This window comes from Nocardia sp. NPDC004711 (genome assembly GCF_053601595.1).
In genome coordinates this window covers 72,250-88,066 of sequence record NZ_JBSGCB010000032.1, presented here as the reverse complement: position 1 = coordinate 88,066, position 15,817 = coordinate 72,250, and the positions used below count along the sequence as shown (strand labels likewise).

Annotated in this window: 18 protein-coding genes; 10 read left to right on the top strand and 8 right to left on the bottom strand. The window is 70.2% G+C overall.

Going from position 1 to position 15,817, the window contains the following annotated elements; genetic code table 11:
• Positions 1-64: 64 nt before the first annotated feature.
• Positions 65-1,441, bottom strand: a complete 1,377-nt coding sequence (locus ACWEKS_RS29790) for a hypothetical protein (RefSeq protein ID WP_452343150.1) — start codon at positions 1,439-1,441, stop codon at positions 65-67.
• A 215-nt stretch (positions 1,442-1,656) separates the two neighbouring features.
• On the bottom strand, positions 1,657-3,123 hold the full coding sequence (locus ACWEKS_RS29785; RefSeq protein ID WP_452343149.1) for an FAD-dependent monooxygenase: 1,467 nt from the start codon (positions 3,121-3,123) through the stop codon (positions 1,657-1,659).
• Positions 3,124-3,203: 80 nt separating this feature from the next.
• Between ACWEKS_RS29785 and ACWEKS_RS29780 the strand changes: the two genes are divergently transcribed.
• Positions 3,204-3,812 (top strand): TetR/AcrR family transcriptional regulator, encoded by a 609-nt coding sequence (locus ACWEKS_RS29780; protein ID WP_452343148.1) that lies wholly within the window; start codon positions 3,204-3,206, stop codon positions 3,810-3,812.
• 8 nt (positions 3,813-3,820) lie between these two features.
• On the opposite strand, the gene ACWEKS_RS29775 is transcribed toward ACWEKS_RS29780, so the two are convergent.
• The gene (locus ACWEKS_RS29775; protein ID WP_452343147.1) at positions 3,821-4,786 is read right to left on the bottom strand and encodes a quinone oxidoreductase family protein; all 966 of its coding nucleotides are present in this window, start codon (positions 4,784-4,786) and stop codon (positions 3,821-3,823) included.
• Positions 4,787-4,893: 107 nt separating this feature from the next.
• Here ACWEKS_RS29775 and ACWEKS_RS29770 point away from each other — a divergent pair, with 107 nt between their 5' ends.
• Together ACWEKS_RS29770 and ACWEKS_RS29765 are read left to right on the top strand one after the other, a co-directional pair.
• Positions 4,894-5,244 carry a hypothetical protein gene (locus tag ACWEKS_RS29770; RefSeq protein ID WP_379387206.1) on the top strand — a complete coding sequence of 117 codons (351 nt, stop codon included), beginning with the start codon at positions 4,894-4,896 and terminating at the stop codon, positions 5,242-5,244.
• Positions 5,241-5,996: a GntR family transcriptional regulator gene (locus ACWEKS_RS29765; RefSeq protein ID WP_379401876.1), complete on the top strand. Its 756-nt coding sequence runs from the start codon at positions 5,241-5,243 to the stop codon at positions 5,994-5,996. The genes ACWEKS_RS29770 and ACWEKS_RS29765 overlap by 4 nt, the downstream gene beginning before the upstream one ends.
• An 84-nt stretch (positions 5,997-6,080) precedes the next feature.
• On the opposite strand, the gene ACWEKS_RS29760 is transcribed toward ACWEKS_RS29765, so the two are convergent.
• Positions 6,081-6,530, bottom strand: a complete 450-nt coding sequence (locus tag ACWEKS_RS29760; RefSeq protein WP_452343146.1) for a PTS sugar transporter subunit IIA — start codon at positions 6,528-6,530, stop codon at positions 6,081-6,083.
• A 5-nt stretch (positions 6,531-6,535) separates the two neighbouring features.
• Complete coding sequence (locus tag ACWEKS_RS29755) at positions 6,536-6,766, bottom strand: glucose PTS transporter subunit EIIB (protein ID WP_452343145.1); 231 nt, start codon at positions 6,764-6,766, stop codon at positions 6,536-6,538.
• A gap of 123 nt (positions 6,767-6,889) precedes the next feature.
• On the opposite strand from ACWEKS_RS29755, the gene ACWEKS_RS29750 reads away from it, so the two are divergent.
• Genes ACWEKS_RS29750 through nagB form a run of 5 tightly spaced genes read left to right on the top strand, consistent with a single transcriptional unit; the run spans position 6,890 to position 12,011 of the window.
• Entirely contained in the window at positions 6,890-8,173 is a 1,284-nt protein-coding gene (locus ACWEKS_RS29750; protein WP_452343144.1) for a PTS transporter subunit EIIC, read from the top strand.
• A complete protein-coding gene (locus ACWEKS_RS29745; protein WP_364612775.1) occupies positions 8,170-8,433 on the top strand; it encodes an HPr family phosphocarrier protein in 264 nt (87 codons plus the stop codon). The genes ACWEKS_RS29750 and ACWEKS_RS29745 overlap by 4 nt, the downstream gene beginning before the upstream one ends.
• Complete coding sequence (ptsP, locus tag ACWEKS_RS29740) at positions 8,423-10,078, top strand: phosphoenolpyruvate--protein phosphotransferase (protein WP_452343143.1); 1,656 nt, start codon at positions 8,423-8,425, stop codon at positions 10,076-10,078. Before ACWEKS_RS29745 ends, ptsP begins: the two co-directional genes overlap by 11 nt.
• Positions 10,075-11,241, top strand: a complete 1,167-nt coding sequence (locus ACWEKS_RS29735) for an N-acetylglucosamine-6-phosphate deacetylase (protein ID WP_452343142.1) — start codon at positions 10,075-10,077, stop codon at positions 11,239-11,241. Before ptsP ends, ACWEKS_RS29735 begins: the two co-directional genes overlap by 4 nt.
• Entirely contained in the window at positions 11,229-12,011 is a 783-nt protein-coding gene (nagB, locus tag ACWEKS_RS29730) for a glucosamine-6-phosphate deaminase (protein ID WP_452343141.1), read from the top strand. The genes ACWEKS_RS29735 and nagB overlap by 13 nt, the downstream gene beginning before the upstream one ends.
• 3 nt (positions 12,012-12,014) lie before the next feature.
• Here the strand turns inward: nagB and ACWEKS_RS29725 are convergent, their stop codons facing one another.
• Entirely contained in the window at positions 12,015-12,386 is a 372-nt protein-coding gene (locus ACWEKS_RS29725) for a limonene-1,2-epoxide hydrolase family protein (RefSeq protein ID WP_452343175.1), read from the bottom strand.
• A 139-nt stretch (positions 12,387-12,525) separates the two neighbouring features.
• On the bottom strand, positions 12,526-13,116 hold the full coding sequence (locus tag ACWEKS_RS29720) for a TetR/AcrR family transcriptional regulator (protein WP_452343140.1): 591 nt from the start codon (positions 13,114-13,116) through the stop codon (positions 12,526-12,528).
• Positions 13,117-13,188: 72 nt separating this feature from the next.
• Between ACWEKS_RS29720 and ACWEKS_RS29715 the strand changes: the two genes are divergently transcribed.
• Positions 13,189-14,037, top strand: a complete 849-nt coding sequence (locus tag ACWEKS_RS29715) for a class I SAM-dependent methyltransferase (RefSeq protein ID WP_452343139.1) — start codon at positions 13,189-13,191, stop codon at positions 14,035-14,037.
• Between the two features lie 171 nt (positions 14,038-14,208).
• Here the strand turns inward: ACWEKS_RS29715 and ACWEKS_RS29710 are convergent, their stop codons facing one another.
• A complete protein-coding gene (locus tag ACWEKS_RS29710) occupies positions 14,209-15,117 on the bottom strand; it encodes a sigma-70 family RNA polymerase sigma factor (protein WP_452343138.1) in 909 nt (302 codons plus the stop codon).
• A 170-nt stretch (positions 15,118-15,287) separates the two neighbouring features.
• Between ACWEKS_RS29710 and ACWEKS_RS29705 the strand changes: the two genes are divergently transcribed.
• On the top strand, positions 15,288-15,812 hold the full coding sequence (locus tag ACWEKS_RS29705; RefSeq protein ID WP_452343137.1) for a cupin domain-containing protein: 525 nt from the start codon (positions 15,288-15,290) through the stop codon (positions 15,810-15,812).
• The last annotated feature ends 5 nt before the right edge of the window (positions 15,813-15,817 follow it).

Genomic DNA, 15,817 nt, shown 5'->3' with positions numbered 1-15,817 from the left:
GGCCGGGGTGGAGACCTTCCGGCTTCCCCCCAGCCCCGCACCGGATTCCGGCGCGGGGGAGCGGTCAGTTGCAGGGCTGCAACGGGAAACAGGCGGGCGCGATGGTCGTCGACGGCAGCGTCGGGTCCACCGAGTGCGTCGTGGTGGTCGCCTGGACGACCGTGGAGTGCGGCGGCTGCTGTTTGCTGGGTGTGGGCGTGGTCCGGCCCGTGCAGGCGATGGCGATCACCAGGATGATCACCGCCAGCACCAGGCCGCCGATGATCGGCAGATCCTTGCGACGCTTCTGCCCGTTCCCGCTCGTGGCCTGCCGATCGTTCCACAGCGGGAACCTCTCACGCTCCTGCGACGGACCGGAAGGACCTGGCTGCGGCCAGGATTGGGGGCCCGGCCCGAAACCGGGCGGCGCGGGTTGACGCGGCTGCGGCGGTTGCCCGAACTGCGGCGCACCGGGCGGTGCGGGCAGGGGCTGGGTGGGCGGCGTCGGCCGCCCGGCCGGCGCCGCGCCCGGGATCGGTGTCGGAGGCGGTGGCGTGCCCCGGCTCGGCGCCTTCGGCTCGGACCTGCCCGCCAGCGCGCGGTAGGCCCGCTCGGCCGCGGTCGCCGAGGTAGCACCCGCGATCGCGGCCGCGGCGGCACTGCCCACGCTACGGCGCGCCGGATCCTGCTGTACGACAGCACGATCACCGCCGCTCGCGGATTCGGCAGCGGGTCCCGGCTCGGCCGGGCCGCTCCCGCCCGTGCCCTCGCCGGAATGGACGGGCACCGACGGGACCGACGGCACCATCACCTCGGTCGGCCGGTTCGCGAACGGCAGGGGAGCGTCGCGTGCCGAGTCCGGTACCGGGAATCCCTCCGACACCAGATCGGAATAGGTTGCGGCGGCGGCGAAGCCGAGCGCCCCCAGCGCCTGCCCGACCTGTCCCGCATCCCACGACGCCGGGGCGCCCTCGGCCAGCGTGGTGAAATAGGCGCGCAGCGAGGACGGCCCGTCGCCGATCAGCACGTCGATACCGGTGGGCAGCGCGCCCTTCTCCAGTTTCACGCGACTGCCCAGCTGCGGCACCAGCAGCACCAGCCCGCTGACCGGTACATGCTCGCGTCCCGGTGCGGAGCGCAATTGCCCGGCGAGGTCCACGGTCTGGCGGCGCACCCGCTCCAGCGGATCGGCGTCCCCGTCGATGGGTGCGGGCTTGCCGTCCACGGTCCACGGCTGATCCTGTGCGCACGCCAGGGTCCCGGTCACCCGCTCGGTGAACCCGTGCACGCCGACCACCACGCAGGTCTGCGGCGTCCACACCACCACATCGGCGTCCTGGCACTGCACGATCGCGATACCGGGCACGGCGTGCGGCCCGCTCCAGGATTTGAGCCAGTTCACCACGGTGCGTTCGGTGCTCGACAGCCGCGACGGGTCGTCGTTACGGACCTTCACCAACATCCCAGAACCACCTCTGACCGATGCGCCTCTACCTGCCGGCCGCCCGAACCCTCGCCGCGACCACCTTACGGGGTCGCGGCACCCTCGTGTGGCCGAAAATGTACGGTCTCAGCGAATCGTCTTGCGCGGCAGCATGATCATTCTGCACGGTCGGCCCGGGACTCGGGATCCCAGGGGCTTTCGCCCCGATACGCCCGGGATGTGAACTCCGGCAGTTACCGCTCGGTAGGCGTGCTACGAGATCCGACATATCCGTCGGGACGGACGAGCACCCAGCTGTCGTCGGCCGCGTCGTAGGCCCGCTGCGCGTCCCCCGCGGCGTCGGTGAATTCACCATTGCCGGAGGCGGATTCCGGCCGCACCACGCGCACGGTCCGCAGGTCCGTCGCGAGGGATCCGGCCTGATCGGCCGTCGTGTCCGCGCCGAACAGCAACAGCGTGGCGTGCGGACCGCGGAACAGGTCGAACAGCCGCACGGTCTTTCCGTTGGCATCGACCAGGGGTGCGTCGGGGGCGCGATCGCCTCCCCGGAGCCCCGCCGCGTCGTCGCCGGTCTCCCGGTAGCTGATGTCGAGTTGATGGGTGCCCTCGCGATCCATGGCATCCGGATCGCCCTTCACGGTCTTGTCGAGCAGCTCGCTGCTCAACCCGAGGATCCGTGCGGCCACGGTGCGGCGCTCGGACTCGTAGCTGTCCAGCAGCGCCTCGCTCGCGGGTCCCGGATGACGCAGCGCGGCTTCGAGTTTCCAGCCGAGGTTGTAGGCGTCCTGCACGCCGGTGTTGAGCCCCTGCCCGCCGGTCGGCGGATGCACGTGCGCGGCGTCCCCGGCCAGCAACACCCGCCCGGCCCGATACCGCTGTGCGAGACGGACATTCGGCCGCCACACCGTCGACCAGGTCAGGTCGCTGAGGATGATGTCGTCACGGCGGGAACGCCGCGTGAGATGGTCCTGCAGGTCCGCCAGCTCGGTACCGGACTCGGTGTTCAGGCCGGTCGCGAACTGGAACTTCCGCCCACCCGGCAGCGGCATCAGTGCGATGCCGTCCATGGGGGATGAGGAGTCGGCGAACCAGTACCCGACCGAGTGATCGAGCGCCTCCGCGCACACGTCCCCGAGCAGCATGCGGATCGACTCGTCGGTGGTGCCCTCGAAGGGAATCCCGAGCGTCTTGCGGACGATGCTGCGCCCGCCGTCCGCACCGACCAGATAGCGGGCCCGCACGGTCTCGGTCGCACCCGCGTGCTCGAGGAGCACGGTCACCCCGTCGCCGTCGGCGCTGAAATCGGCCACGGCCGTGGCTGTTTCGACGCGGACCCCGAACTCGGCCAGCCGCTCGCGCAGCACCCGCTCGGTGTCGGCCTGGGCCAGTACCCACGGATTCGGGTGCGGCACCGCGGATGTGGGCTCCCGCCAGGCGCTCATCCGCCGCTCCATCACGAACTGCCCGTCCAGGTGCACCAGTAGCGGCGCCTGCGGCGCGCCCTGTGCGAGCACCGCGTCGAGCACCCCGAGATCGTCGAACACCTCGAGGGTGCGCGGCTGCAGCCCGTCCCCGCGCGACCCGGCGAAGAACTCCCCGGCCTTGTCGACAATGCGGACCCCGATGCCGCGACGCGCCAGATCGATGGCGAGGGCGAGCCCGGTCGGCCCGGCTCCCGCGACGAGGACCTGCGGATTCATGGCAACTCCAATACTGAATCGAAATTCACTGAATGTGGATTCAGTATTGTGGGTGGTACCTTCCGCTGTCAAGGAGGTGGATGGTGGCAGCCCGCCGCAGTGAGAAGTCGGCCGAGACCGAACAGGCGCTCAAGCACGCCGCCCGGCAGCTGTTCGCCGACCGCGGCTACCTCAACACCAAGATCACCGACATCACCGCGGCCGCCGGCCGGGCCGCGGGCTCGTTCTACAACCACTTCGCGAGCAAGGAGGAGCTGCTCCAGTCGCTGCTGAAAGACCTTGCCGACGAGAGCGATACCTCCGCCGAGGACCCGGCGCACACCGCCGACTTCACCGACCCGGAGTCGGTGCGCTATCACATCGCGAGCTACTGGTCCTTCGCCCGCACGAACTGGCCGGTGCTGCGCGCCGTCCAGCAGGCGGCCCTGGTCAATGACGACTTCGCCCGCATCGCAGCGCGTTTCGCCACCGAGCAGCGCGACGAGGTGGCCGACCACCTCGACCGTTTCGTCCCCGCCGGCCTGCGCCTACCCGGCTCCGCCGACGCCAGCCTGGCGATGATGTTCGTCTCGGCCACCGGCCTGTTGCAGGCGGTGGAGGAGGGCGGTCTGGCGCTCACCGACGAGCAGGCCGTGGACGCCCTCACCCGATTCGTCTACCGCGGCCTCACCGGCCGCGATCTCGACTGACGAAAACCTCAGGGCACCAACACGATCGAACCGGTGGTCCGGCGTCCCTCCAGATCCCGGTGCGCCTGCTCGGCCTGCGCCAGCGGATAGCTGCCGCCGACCCGGATGTGCAGCGTGCCGTCGGCGATGGCGTTCATGATGTCGCCTGCGCGCCACAGCAATTCGGCCCGATCCCGGGTGTAGTGCGCCAGCGTCGGACGGGTCACGAACAGCGAGCCCAGCGGATTGAGCCGCTGCAGATCGAACGGCGGCACCGGCCCGCTGGCCGCGCCGAACAGCGCCACCATGCCGCGAATCCGGGTGGCCGCCAGGCTGGACTCGAAGGTGGAGGCGCCGACGCCGTCATAGGTCGCGGCGACGCCCGCCCCGTCGGTCAGCTCCCGTGCCCGCGCCGCGACGTCCTCGTCATAGCGCAGCACCTCGGCCGCCCCGGCGTCCCGCGACAATTTCTCCTTGTCGTCGGTCGACACCGTGGTGATCACCCGGACCCCGCGCGCCGCCAGCAGCTGCGTCAGGATCAGCCCGACACCACCGGCCCCGGCGTGCACCAGCACGCTCTCGCCGGGCTCGGGCCGGTAGATCGACTCGATCAGATAGTGCGCCGTCATGCCCTGCAACAGCGCCGACGCCGCCACCGGCGCGTCCACCCCGTCCGGCACCGGAATCGCCACGGCCGCAGGCACGACCACCTGCTCGGCGTAACTGGCCGGCGCGGCCGCCCACGCCACCCGGTCCCCGACCCGGAACTCGGTGACGTCGGGCCCGACCGCGGTGACCACACCGCTGCCCTCGGCTCCCGGAATGTAGGGCACCGCCTGCGGGTACCGCCCGGTCCGAATGTAGGTGTCGATGAAGTTGATTCCGCTCGCCTGCGTCCGCACCAGCAACTGCCCGGGCCCGGCCTGCGGGTCCGGCACCTCCACGTACCGCAGGACTTCGGGACCGCCGTGCTCGGAAACCTGGATGGCGCGCATGGAATCAGTCTGACATCGCCGCGGCTACGCGGTGCGCGGCGGCTCGCGGAGTGTGAGATGTGCGGCGGTTCATGGACGCTGAATTACCCGTGGGTAAACTGCAGCGCATGAGCGCTACCACCGCCCCGGCATCCGAGAAGCTGTCGCCGTCCGTCGTGGATTCCGTGAAGGGATTCGTCGCCGAGCACGGCGGTTCCGCGACCGCGGTGCTGCAGCCCATCGGCCGCGTCGGCGTCCGCATCACACTGGTCGGCGCCGACGGCGTCCTGGGCGACCGTGTCGTCGGGTCCATGGCGGCCGCCAAGTCCCTCGTGGAGACCGTGAACGGCCTGTCCGAGACCGAGGAGTGGGACCGCGAGCTCATCTCCAAGGTCACCCCGGCGAAGGGCCACTGGGCCAAGATGGCAGGCTGGGTCGCACACCAGAAGCGATTCCCCAAGGCGCGCAACGAGAAGTGACCGCGCCCGCAGCCGGCGGGGGCGGAAAGGACCGGATCGACGTGTCAGGGCGCGTGACCAAGCAAGCGCAACTGCGTTCGGCGCTCACCACCCTGTGCGCGAATCTGCGTCCCGGTGAGATGCTGCCCAGCGAACGCCAGTTGTGCGACGACTACCGGGTCAGCCGCATGACCGTGCGCGAAGTCCTGGGCCAGCTCGAATCCGAAGGCGTCATCACCCGCGTCCCCGGCAAGGGCACCTTCGTGGCCGAGCGGGTGGCCCGTTCCCGGCTGCACATGGCCTCGTTCACCGACGACATGCGCCGGCTGGGCCGCACCCCGAGCACGGTGGTGCTGCACACCGATCATGCGGTGCCGCCCCCGGCCTCGGCGACGGCGCTGGGGCTGACCGCGAATACCAAGGCGTACCACCTGGTTCGGCTGCGGCTGGCCGACGGGCTGCCCATGTCCATCGACGACGGCTGGTACCGCGCCGATCTGCTGCCGGAACTGCTGGATCACGAACTGACGCAGTCGCTCTACGCGCTGTTCTCCCGCGAGTACGACTGCCCGATCGACCGGGCTGAGCAGAGCGTGCGCGCGGTGGCCGCCGACGAGCGGCACGCGGGCTGGCTGGGCACCGAAACCGGTTCGCCGCTACTGGCTTTCGACCGGATCTCGTATTCGCGCGACCGGGCCGTGGAGCACGCGCAGTCCTGGTACCGGGCCGATCGGTACCAGGTCTACATGACCGTCTCGGCCGAGGACAGCTGACCGGCCTGCCGACAATGAACGAGCCGCCGCCCGATCGGGCAGCGGCTCAATTCTTTTCCGGTCTGGTGCGGAGTCTTTCCCGTCTCACATCGAGAACAGCACCGAGCCCGTGGTGACCGCGCCGGTAAGTGCGTCCCGCGCCGATCCCGGGCTGCTGTCCATGACCACCACCGGCACGGCCGCGCTCAGGCCGAGGCGGCGAACGGCGTTGGGGGAGAAGACGATCAGCGGATCACCCGCGGCGATCCGATCGCCCTCGGTGGCCTTCACCTCGAAGAGATCCGGCTTGCCGACGGTGTCGATGCCGACGTGCAGCAGCACGCCGGTGCCGTCGTCGGTGACGATGACCGCGGCGTGCGGGTGCAGCTTCACCAGCGATCCGGTGACCGGGGCGACCACGGTGGTGGCGGCATCGGTGTCGAGGGGTTCGATGGCCACGCCCGCGCCCACCATCTCGGCCGAGAAGACCGGATCGGGAACTTCGGACAGGGGCATGGCACGGCCGTCGAGCGGTGCGAGAATCTCGGTGCTCATGGCGGTCAGATAATGTCGTTGATGTCTTCGGCCAGGGCATCGGCGCTCGGCCCGACCACGACCTGAACCGCGTCACCCATCTTGACAACGCCGTGGGCGCCGGCGGCCTTCAGTGCCTTCTCGTCGACCAGGTTCGCATCCTTCACCTCGCAGCGCAGGCGGGTGATGCAGCCTTCCACCTCGACAATGTTGTCAGCCCCACCCAGTCCGGCGATGATCTGATCCACTTTCGACATTTTTCCTCCGTGCGTGTCGAGTAGACAAAGCTGGTTATAACCAGTATATGTCTGGTTATAACCAGTGACGCTAGCTGATCGTGAACAGTACGCGTGACTCCATTCACAGACTGAGGACCATCCATGGCCGATGCCGTCGAGAGCTCCCGCAAGAAGCTCGATTTATCCGGACTGCAGAAGCTCGGCCGCAGCTTGATGCTGCCGATCGCCACGCTACCCGCTGCCGGACTGTTGCTCCGACTAGGACAGGACGACATGCTCGGCCGGTTCTCGCCGCTGCGGTCCGCCGCCGCCGTGCTCGCCGGGGCGGGCGGCACCCTCATCGACAACCTGCCGCTGCTGTTCGCGGTCGGCATCGCCATCGGCTGGGCGAAAAAGGCCGACGGTTCCACCGCGCTCGCGGCGGTGGTCGGCTACCTCGCCTTCACCGGTGTCCTCAAGGCCATGTCACCGGTGGTGCTGGACGGCAGCTGCGGCCCGGTCCTGGGCTGGCTGTTCCGGGCGGCGCACTGGAACTGTCCGGTCGTCGACGTCGCAAAGGCCCCGGCCGCACAGCTCGTCAACTTCGGCGTCCTCGGCGGCATCGTGATGGGCCTGACCACGGCCGCGCTGTGGCAGCGCTTCCACCGCACCCAGCTACCCGACTACCTGGGCTTCTTCTCCGGGCGCCGGCTGGTGCCGATCCTGACCGCGTGCGCGGCCGTCGTGATCGGGGTGCTCATGTCGTTCATCTACCCCGCCTTCAATTCCGCGCTGACCTGGCTGGGCACCACCGTCGCCGACAACTCGGTCGCGGGCGGCGGCATCTTCGGCTTCGCCAACCGCATGCTGCTGCCGCTGGGCCTGCACCACATCATCAACTCGGTGGTCTGGTTCGTCATCGGCGACTACCACGGCGCGCACGGCGACATCCCGCGCTTCCTGGCCGGCGACCCCTCGGCCGGCACCTTCATGACCGGCTTCTTCCCGATCATGATGTTCGGCCTGCCCGCCGCGGCCATCGCCATCTGGCGCCACGCCCGCCCCGAGCACCGCAAGATGATCGGCGGCATCATGCTGTCCACCGGTCTGACCGCGTTCCTGACCGGCATCACCGAGCCGCTGGAGTTCTCGTTCATCTTCGTGGCCTGGCCGCTGCTGGTGATCCACGCGTTCTTCACCGGTACCTCGCTGGCGCTCACCAATGCGCTCGGGATCCACGACGGGTTCACCTTCTCGGCCGGTGCCATCGACTATCTGCTGAACTTCGGCAAGGCCACCCATCCGCTGCTGCTGATCCCGATCGGACTCGGCTACGCGGCCCTGTACTACGTCACCTTCAGCTTCATCATCAAGCGCTGGAACCTGCCGACACCCGGCCGGGAACCGGACGAGACCGAGTTCGAGAAGGAGAACATCGCAGCATGATCACCCGCACCGCCGTAGTCGCGTCCGAGACCGGACTGCACGCCCGTCCTGCTGCCCTGTTCGCCAAGGCCGCCGGGGAAGCCGGTGTCCCCGTCCAGATCTCGGTCGGCGACAAGGACCCCGTCGCCGCCAACAGCCTGCTGCAGGTGATGACCCTGGGCGTGAAGCAGGGCGACACCGTCACCCTGCACGCCGAGGACGGCGCCGACGCGGCCCTCGATACGCTGGTCGCGATGCTGGAGACAGATCTTGACGCGTGAGGTGCGCGGTGTCGCCGCCGCTCCCGGAATCGCCGTCGGATCGGTGAAGTGGCTGGCGCCCGCGCCGGTCACCAGCCGGGACGACGCGCCCGGGAGTGACGTCGAGGCCGAAATCGCCCGCGCGGAGGCCGCTTTCGAGACGGTCGCCGGCCGGTATTCCGCGCAGGCCCTCGACGCGCAGGGCCCGGCGGCGGACATCCTGTTCATGACCTCGGCGCTGGCCGCGGATCCGGCACTGCTGGATCAGGTGCGCGCCGAGATCCGGGGCGGGACGCCGACCGCGCACTCGGTGACCGAGGCGGTGGCGCATTTCGGGGCGCAGCTGGCCGCGCTCGGCGGCATGATGGCCGAACGGGCCTCGGATCTGCGCGATGTGGGCCAGCGGGTGGTGGCCGAGCTGCTCGGGGTGGATCCGCCCGGGATCCCGGACAGTGCAACGCCTTTCGTGCTCGCCGCGCAGGATCTGGCGCCCGCCGATACCGCGACGCTGGACCCGGAGCGGGTCATCGGGCTGCTCACGGTGGCGGGCGGGCCGACCTCGCACACCGCCATTCTGGCCAAGGCGCTGGGTATTCCGGCCGTGGTCGCCGCACCGGACGCGGCCGGGATCGCCGACGACACCGAAGTCGTGCTGGACGGCACGGCCGGCGTGGTCGAGGTCGAGCCGCCTGCGGCGCGTCGCGAGGAAGTGCTCGCGCTGCGCGCCCGGCAGGCGGCCGCGCCGACCGGTCCGGGCCGGACCGCGGACGGGCACGCCGTACCGCTGCTGGCCAATGTCGGCTCCGTGGCCGATGCGCGGCTGGCGGTCGAACTCGGCGCCGAGGGGGTCGGCCTGTTCCGGACCGAATTCCTGTTCCTGGACCGCAAGTCGGCACCGACGGTGGCCGAGCAGACCGATCAGTACGCCGAGATCTTCCGAGTCATGGGCGACCGGCCCGTCACGGTCCGCACCCTCGATGCCGGATCCGACAAACCGCTGCCGTTCCTCGACCTGCCCGATGAGGAGAACCCGGCACTGGGCGTGCGCGGTCTGCGGTTGAGCAGCGTCGATGAGGGGGCGCTGCTCGACCAGCTCACGGCCATCGACACCGCGGCCAGGCAGGCCGGCACGCCGGTACAGGTGATGGCGCCGATGGTCGCCACCGCGGAGGAGGCGGGGTACTTCGCCGGCCGCGCCCGCGACGCCGGGATCGGCACCTGCGGCATCATGATCGAAATCCCCGCCGCCGCACTGTGTTCGGAGCAGCTCGGCGCGGAGGTGGACTTCTTCTCCATCGGTACCAACGACCTGTCGCAGTACCTGTTCGGCGCGGACCGCATGGCGTCGTCGCTGGCGGCGCTGCACAATCCGTGGCAGCCCGCGCTGGCCGCGACCGTCGCCACGACGGTGACCGGGGCGCGCAAGCACGGCGTCAAGGTCGGCGTCTGCGGCGAATCCGCGTCGAATCCCGAATTCGCCTGTGTGCTGGTGGGTCTCGGCGTCGAGACGCTGTCCATGGCACCCCGCTCGATCGCGGGCGTCCGGGCCCAGCTCGGCGAGGTCACCCTGGAGCAGTGCAGAGCGGCGGCGGCGGCGGTGCTGTCGGCCCGCACCGCCGACGACGCGCACCAGGCCGCGCGCCGGGCATTGGGGCGAGATACGTGACGACCACCCTGCGCGGCCGGGTCGTCACTCTCACCGAGGCGGGCGAGCTCGCCGACGGGGTGGTGTCGTTCGACGGGACGCGCCTCGACTATGTGGGCCCGGCAACGGGATTCGGCGGTGACCTGCCGGACCTGCCGGACGAGCCGCCGATCATCCTGCCGGGGCTGATCGACGTGCACTGTCACGGCGGCGGCGGATTCGGCTTCCCGGAAACCGATCCCGAGGGCGTGGCCGCTGCCGCGAACTTCCATCGCCGCCGCGGCACCACCACGCTGGTCGCCTCCCTCGTCTCCGCCACCGAGGCCGAACTGCGCGACCGTATCGACGTGCTCGGCAAGGCCATCGACGACGGCCTGCTGGCGGGCATCCACCTCGAAGGCCCGTTCATCAGCGAGCACCGGCGCGGCGCCCACGATCCCGATCGGATCATCGCCGGTGATCCGGCATTGCTGGAGCGGCTTCTCGACTACGCGGGCGGCCGCGTCGTGTCGGTGACCGTGGCCCCGGAGACGGCGAACTTCGACGCCCTCGCGGACGTGCTCGCCGACGCGAATGTGATTCTCTCCCTGGGGCACACCGTCGCCGACTACGCGCAGTCCGTGCACGCCATGCGCCGCGGCGGCCGGGTGTCCATCACCCACCTGTTCAATGCCATGCCCGAGCTGGCGCACCGCGACGCCAACTTCCTCACCGCCGCCATGGCCGCGGCGGGACGCGGGGATGTGGTGGCCGAGGTCATCGGCGACGGCGTGCACCTGGCCGACGGCACCGTGCGCATGGTCTTCGACACCATCGGTCCCGACAATCTGGCCCTCATCACCGACGCCATGGCCGCCGCCGGGCAACCCGACGGGCGCTACCAGCTCGGCAGCCTGGACGTCGTGGTACGGGAAGGCATCTCGCGCATCTACGACCCGGATGGGGAGGGCGCCATCGCCGGCGGCACCGCCACCGCCGCGGAAGTGCTGCGCCGCACCGTCTTCCACGCGGGCGTCGAGCTCACCGCGGCGGCCACCGCCGCGTGTGTCACCCCGGCCCGCCTGCTCGGCATGGCCGACGACATCGGCGCGCTGGCTGCGGGTATGCGCGCCGACGTCCTGGTGGCAGACCATCACCTCAACCCCGTGACCGTGTACAAGGATGGAGCGCCATGGAACTCGTGATCACCGACAACGCGGCCGAGGCCGGCGTGCTGGCCGGCCGCATCATGGCCGACCACGTGCGCCGGGGCGCCCGCGCCATCGGGCTGGCCACGGGCTCCTCACCGCTGGGCGCCTACCGGGAGCTCATCCGGCAGTATCGCGAGGAGGGCCTGAGTTTCGCGGGCGTGCAGGCGTTCCTGCTCGACGAGTACATCGGCCTGCCGCCGGGACATCCGCAGTCCTACCGGCGATTCATCCGTGACGAGTTCACCGCGCACGTCGACTTCGCCGACACCGACGTCCACAGCCCCGACGGCAATGCCGCCGACATCCCGGCGGCCGCGGCCGCCTACGAACACGCCATCGCCGAGAACGGGCCCATCGCCGTGCAGATCCTGGGCATCGGCGCGAACGGGCACATCGGCTTCAACGAGCCGGGCTCCTCGCTGCGCTCGCGCACCCGGGTCAAGACCCTGACCCCGACGACCCGCGAGGACAATGCCCGCTTCTTCGACGACGACCTGGCGCAGGTGCCCACCCACGTCCTCACCCAGGGCCTCGGAACCATCGGCGACGCCGGCCATCTGCTCATGATCGCCACCGGCGCGGGCAAGGCCGAGGCGGTCGCCGCCGCGGTGGAGGGCCCGCTCTCCGCGTTCTGCCCGGCGTCGATCCTGCAGATGCACCCGCACGTCACGGTCATCGTGGACCCGGACGCGGCGGCGCGCCTGAAGGCCGCCGACTACTACCGGTTCGCGGTGGCGAACAAGCCCTCCTGGCAGAGCTTCTGAACCCTACGCGCCCTGCTGCAGGGCGGTGAACGGGGCCATGTCGAAGTAGTCGCGCCACGCGGCGATCCGGCCGTCGCGGACCTCGAACACGCCGGTCACCGGCAGCTCGATGTGGTTGTCGCCGAGGGTGAACCGGTCGGTGCGCTCGTTGAGCACGACAGTGCCGGTGACGGCCTGGTGGTGGATGGTGAAGTCGATGCCGCCGAACGCGCCGATGAAGCCGCGCAGGAACTCCAGGATCGCGGCCTTGCCGACGAACGGTTGCATCGGAATGTTGTGGTAGACGGCGTCCTCGGTGAAGAACTCGGCGATGGATTCCGGTGTGCCGGTACGCCATTCGGCGCACAGCGCGGCGACGACCTCGGCGGGGGACAGGGTCGTGTGGTCGATGCTCACTGCGGTGGGAGACCTTTCGTGCGGGTGACCTGAACTGCAGGGTCAAATTTCCGGGCGGCCCCGACGGTGTCAAGGGTGTTCTCGCAGTGAGACTTTCACCCGTCCGTGTCTCGGTGTTTCAGGACGTCAGCGCGCCACCCAGGATCGCGGTCACCATGGCGTGCACTGCCTCGGTCTCGGGCCGGGCCGCGGTGCGGTCGGCGAAGAGCAGGTGTCCCGATCCGATCAGCGTGCGAGCGAGTAGATCGGTGTCGCAGGTGGCCGCGAGGCGGCCGGTGTCGACCTCGGCGGCGAGGTATCCGGCGATCAGCTCGGTGGCCTCGGTCAGGACGGGGACACCGACCGGCCGGCGCTGCCGCAGCCGGGCGCGCAGCTCGTCCCGATAGGTGACCAGGCTGACGATGGCCACCGCCACCGTCTCGAACACCGCGGTCAGTGCCTCGGTGAGGTTGCCCGGCACCGTGGCCTCCCCGGCTCGGTCGCGCAGTGCGGCGCCGAGCCGCTCCACCCGGACGATCCGGTCCTCGACCAGCTCGGCGAGGAACCCGTCGAAGTCGGCGAAATGCCGGTGTAGTACGCCTTTCGCGCACCCGGCCTCGGCGGTGACCGACCGGCTCGTCAGCCCGCTCGGCCCGTCTCGCAACAGAATCCGCTCGGCCGCGTCGAACAACTGCTCCCGTGCATTCCGAATGGCCACCCCGGTGGGCACCCCGCACTCCTTTCATGTCGGCCGGACCCAATCCATTTGCGGAGTGGGCAAGCGCCCACTTAGAGTGGGCACATGGTCACTCTACCGCCCTCTGGCCCCGAACCCGCAGACCAGAGCCCCCATCGAGCCCGGCACATCGCGGAGTCGTTCGGTATCGACGCCGCCCGCTATGACCGCACCCGCCCGGCGTATCCGGCCACCATGATCGAGCGCATCCTCGCGGCAAGCCCCGGCAAGGACGTCCTCGACGTCGGCTGCGGAACCGGCATTGCGACCAGACAGTTCCGCGATGCCGGATGCTCGGTGCTCGGCGTCGAACCCGACGCCCGCATGGCCGATTTCGCTCGCGAAACCGGCGTCGACGTGGAGGTCGGCACCTTCGAGGAGTGGGATCCGGCCGGCCGCACCTTCGACACGGTGATCGCCGGAACCGCGTGGCACTGGGTCGATCCGGTGCGGGGCACGGCCCGGGCGGCGCAGATCCTGCGCCCCGGCGGCCGGCTCGCCGCCTTCTGGCCTCTCGCCCAGCTGCCGCCCGACGCGGCGGCCGCCTTCGCCGCGGTCTATCGCCGCCTGCTGCCGGACACACCCGTCGCGCGGGTCGCGGACCGCCCCGCCCTCGAGATCTACCAGCCGATACTCGACACGGTGGCCAAGGGGATCCGCGAATCCGGAGCCTTCACCGACCCCGAGCAGTGGCAGTTCGATTGGCGCCGCACCTACACCCGCGACGAATGGCTCGACCAGATCCCCACCCACGGCACCCTCACCCAGGCCCCACCCGACACCCTCACCGCTGTCCTCGACGGCATCGGCGCGGCCATCGACGCTCTCGGCGGCACCTTCACCGCCTCCTACGCCACGGTCGTCGTGACAGCCGCACTGCGACCCGGCCGATCCGCCCCGGCCGGACCGAGCTGATTCGGAAAAGCCTGCGCGGGTTCGTGATCGAGCAGCTCGACGCAGTCCGGTCACGTGCTCGGCTGTGCCCCGCGACCCTCCGGCCTGCGTCCGGGAGTGCCCGCGTTGCCGGGTCCATGCTCACCGTGCCCGTCTGCGTGCCCCCGCTGCGGTGGCCGTCCGGCGTGCCCATCAGGTGATCCGGGATAGCTTGTGCGGGTTGGTGATCGAGTAGATCGTCTGGATTCGGGTACCGGCCGGGTCCAGGTCGACGACGACGGCCGCCAAGGGGCTCTCGTCGGAGAACACCAGGACGCAGGGGTCTTCGGCCACCCAGCGGTAGCGAATGGCTAGGTGCCCGGCGGGGAGGTCGGCGGCCACCGCCATGAAGACCGCGGCGACCCGGTCGCGGCCGTGGACGGGTTCCAGGCTCTGGGCCCGCCCCGCGCCGCCGCTGTCGGTCCACAGGGTGACATCGGGGGCGAGGACCTCGAGCATGGTGGCGAGGTCACCGCGCAGGGTGGCCTCGGCCAGGCGCTCGCTCAGCCCGGCCGGGAAGTGCTGATCTCGCCGGCGAGGCCGGCGCTCGTGGATGTGCTTGCGGGCGCGGGAGGCGAGCTGGCGGACCGCGGTGGGGGAACGGTCGAGCATGGCCGCGATCTCGGGGTGGCCGAAGCCGAACACATCGTGCAGGACGAAGACCGCGCGCTCCAGCGGGGACAGGGTTTCCAGGACCACGAGGACCGCCATGGACAGCGATTCCTTGCGTTCCACGACGCCGGACACCTCGTCCTCGGTGGTGACCAGCGGTTCGGGAAGCCAAGGGCCGACATAGGTTTCGCGTCGTTTGCCGATCTCGGTGCGCCGCGCCAGGGCGTGATTGGCGACCACCCGGACCAGGTAGGCGCGGGCATTGTCGACCGGTGCCGCGGCGGGGTCCCGGTGCCGCGCCGCCCACGCCAGCCAGGCTTCCTGGAGCACGTCTTCGGTATCGGCGACGCTGCCGAGCATGTTGTATCCGACCGCGAACAGCAGTTCACGGTAGTCGAGAAAGCGCGCGGTGACCTCGTCGGAGGCCGCGTGCGGTGGCTGTGCCGTCATGATTCGTCTCCCTTCTCTCGCCACCGAAGAGCCGGGCGGCCCGGAAACTGTGACATGGTGGCCCGGATCGTGTTCCGTGTCACCGAAACCCGCACCCATGTCACAGTTCGCGGTCACCGTGCCTCTGTTGTGTCGTCCGGGGAGGGTCCCCGGGGCCGAGGAGACCGACCATGACCACCACACCCTCCGGCGCGGACCGCGCCCTGTTCATCCGGGCCGGCGAGGCCGAACAGCTGCCGGGCCTGGGCGTGCACCTGTATGCCGACCACGATATGACCGGCGGAAAGCTCAGCGCCAACCGCGCGGTCCTGCCCGCCGGTACCGACGGCCCGCCGCCGCACTTCCACACCACATCCGCGGAACTGTTCTTCCTGCTGGGTGGCACGCTGCGGGTGCTGGCCGGGGAGGAGATCCTCACCATGGGCGAGGGGGATTTCCTGCTGGTTCCGCCCGCCATGGTGCATGCCTGGGCCGCCCCCGCCGATTCGGCGGCCGACGTGTTGATCGTGTTCACGCCCGGCATCGAACGCTTCGAATATTTCCGGATGGGTGAGCGGCTCCGCCGCGGCGACGGCGATCCGCTCGAAATCCTGCGCACCCAGGAGCGTTTCGACAATCACTTCGTCGACAGCCCGCTCTGGCGCGAATCCCGGATCGACCCGGCGGCGGGCGAACCATGGCCGCAGCGCCGATAATGAAC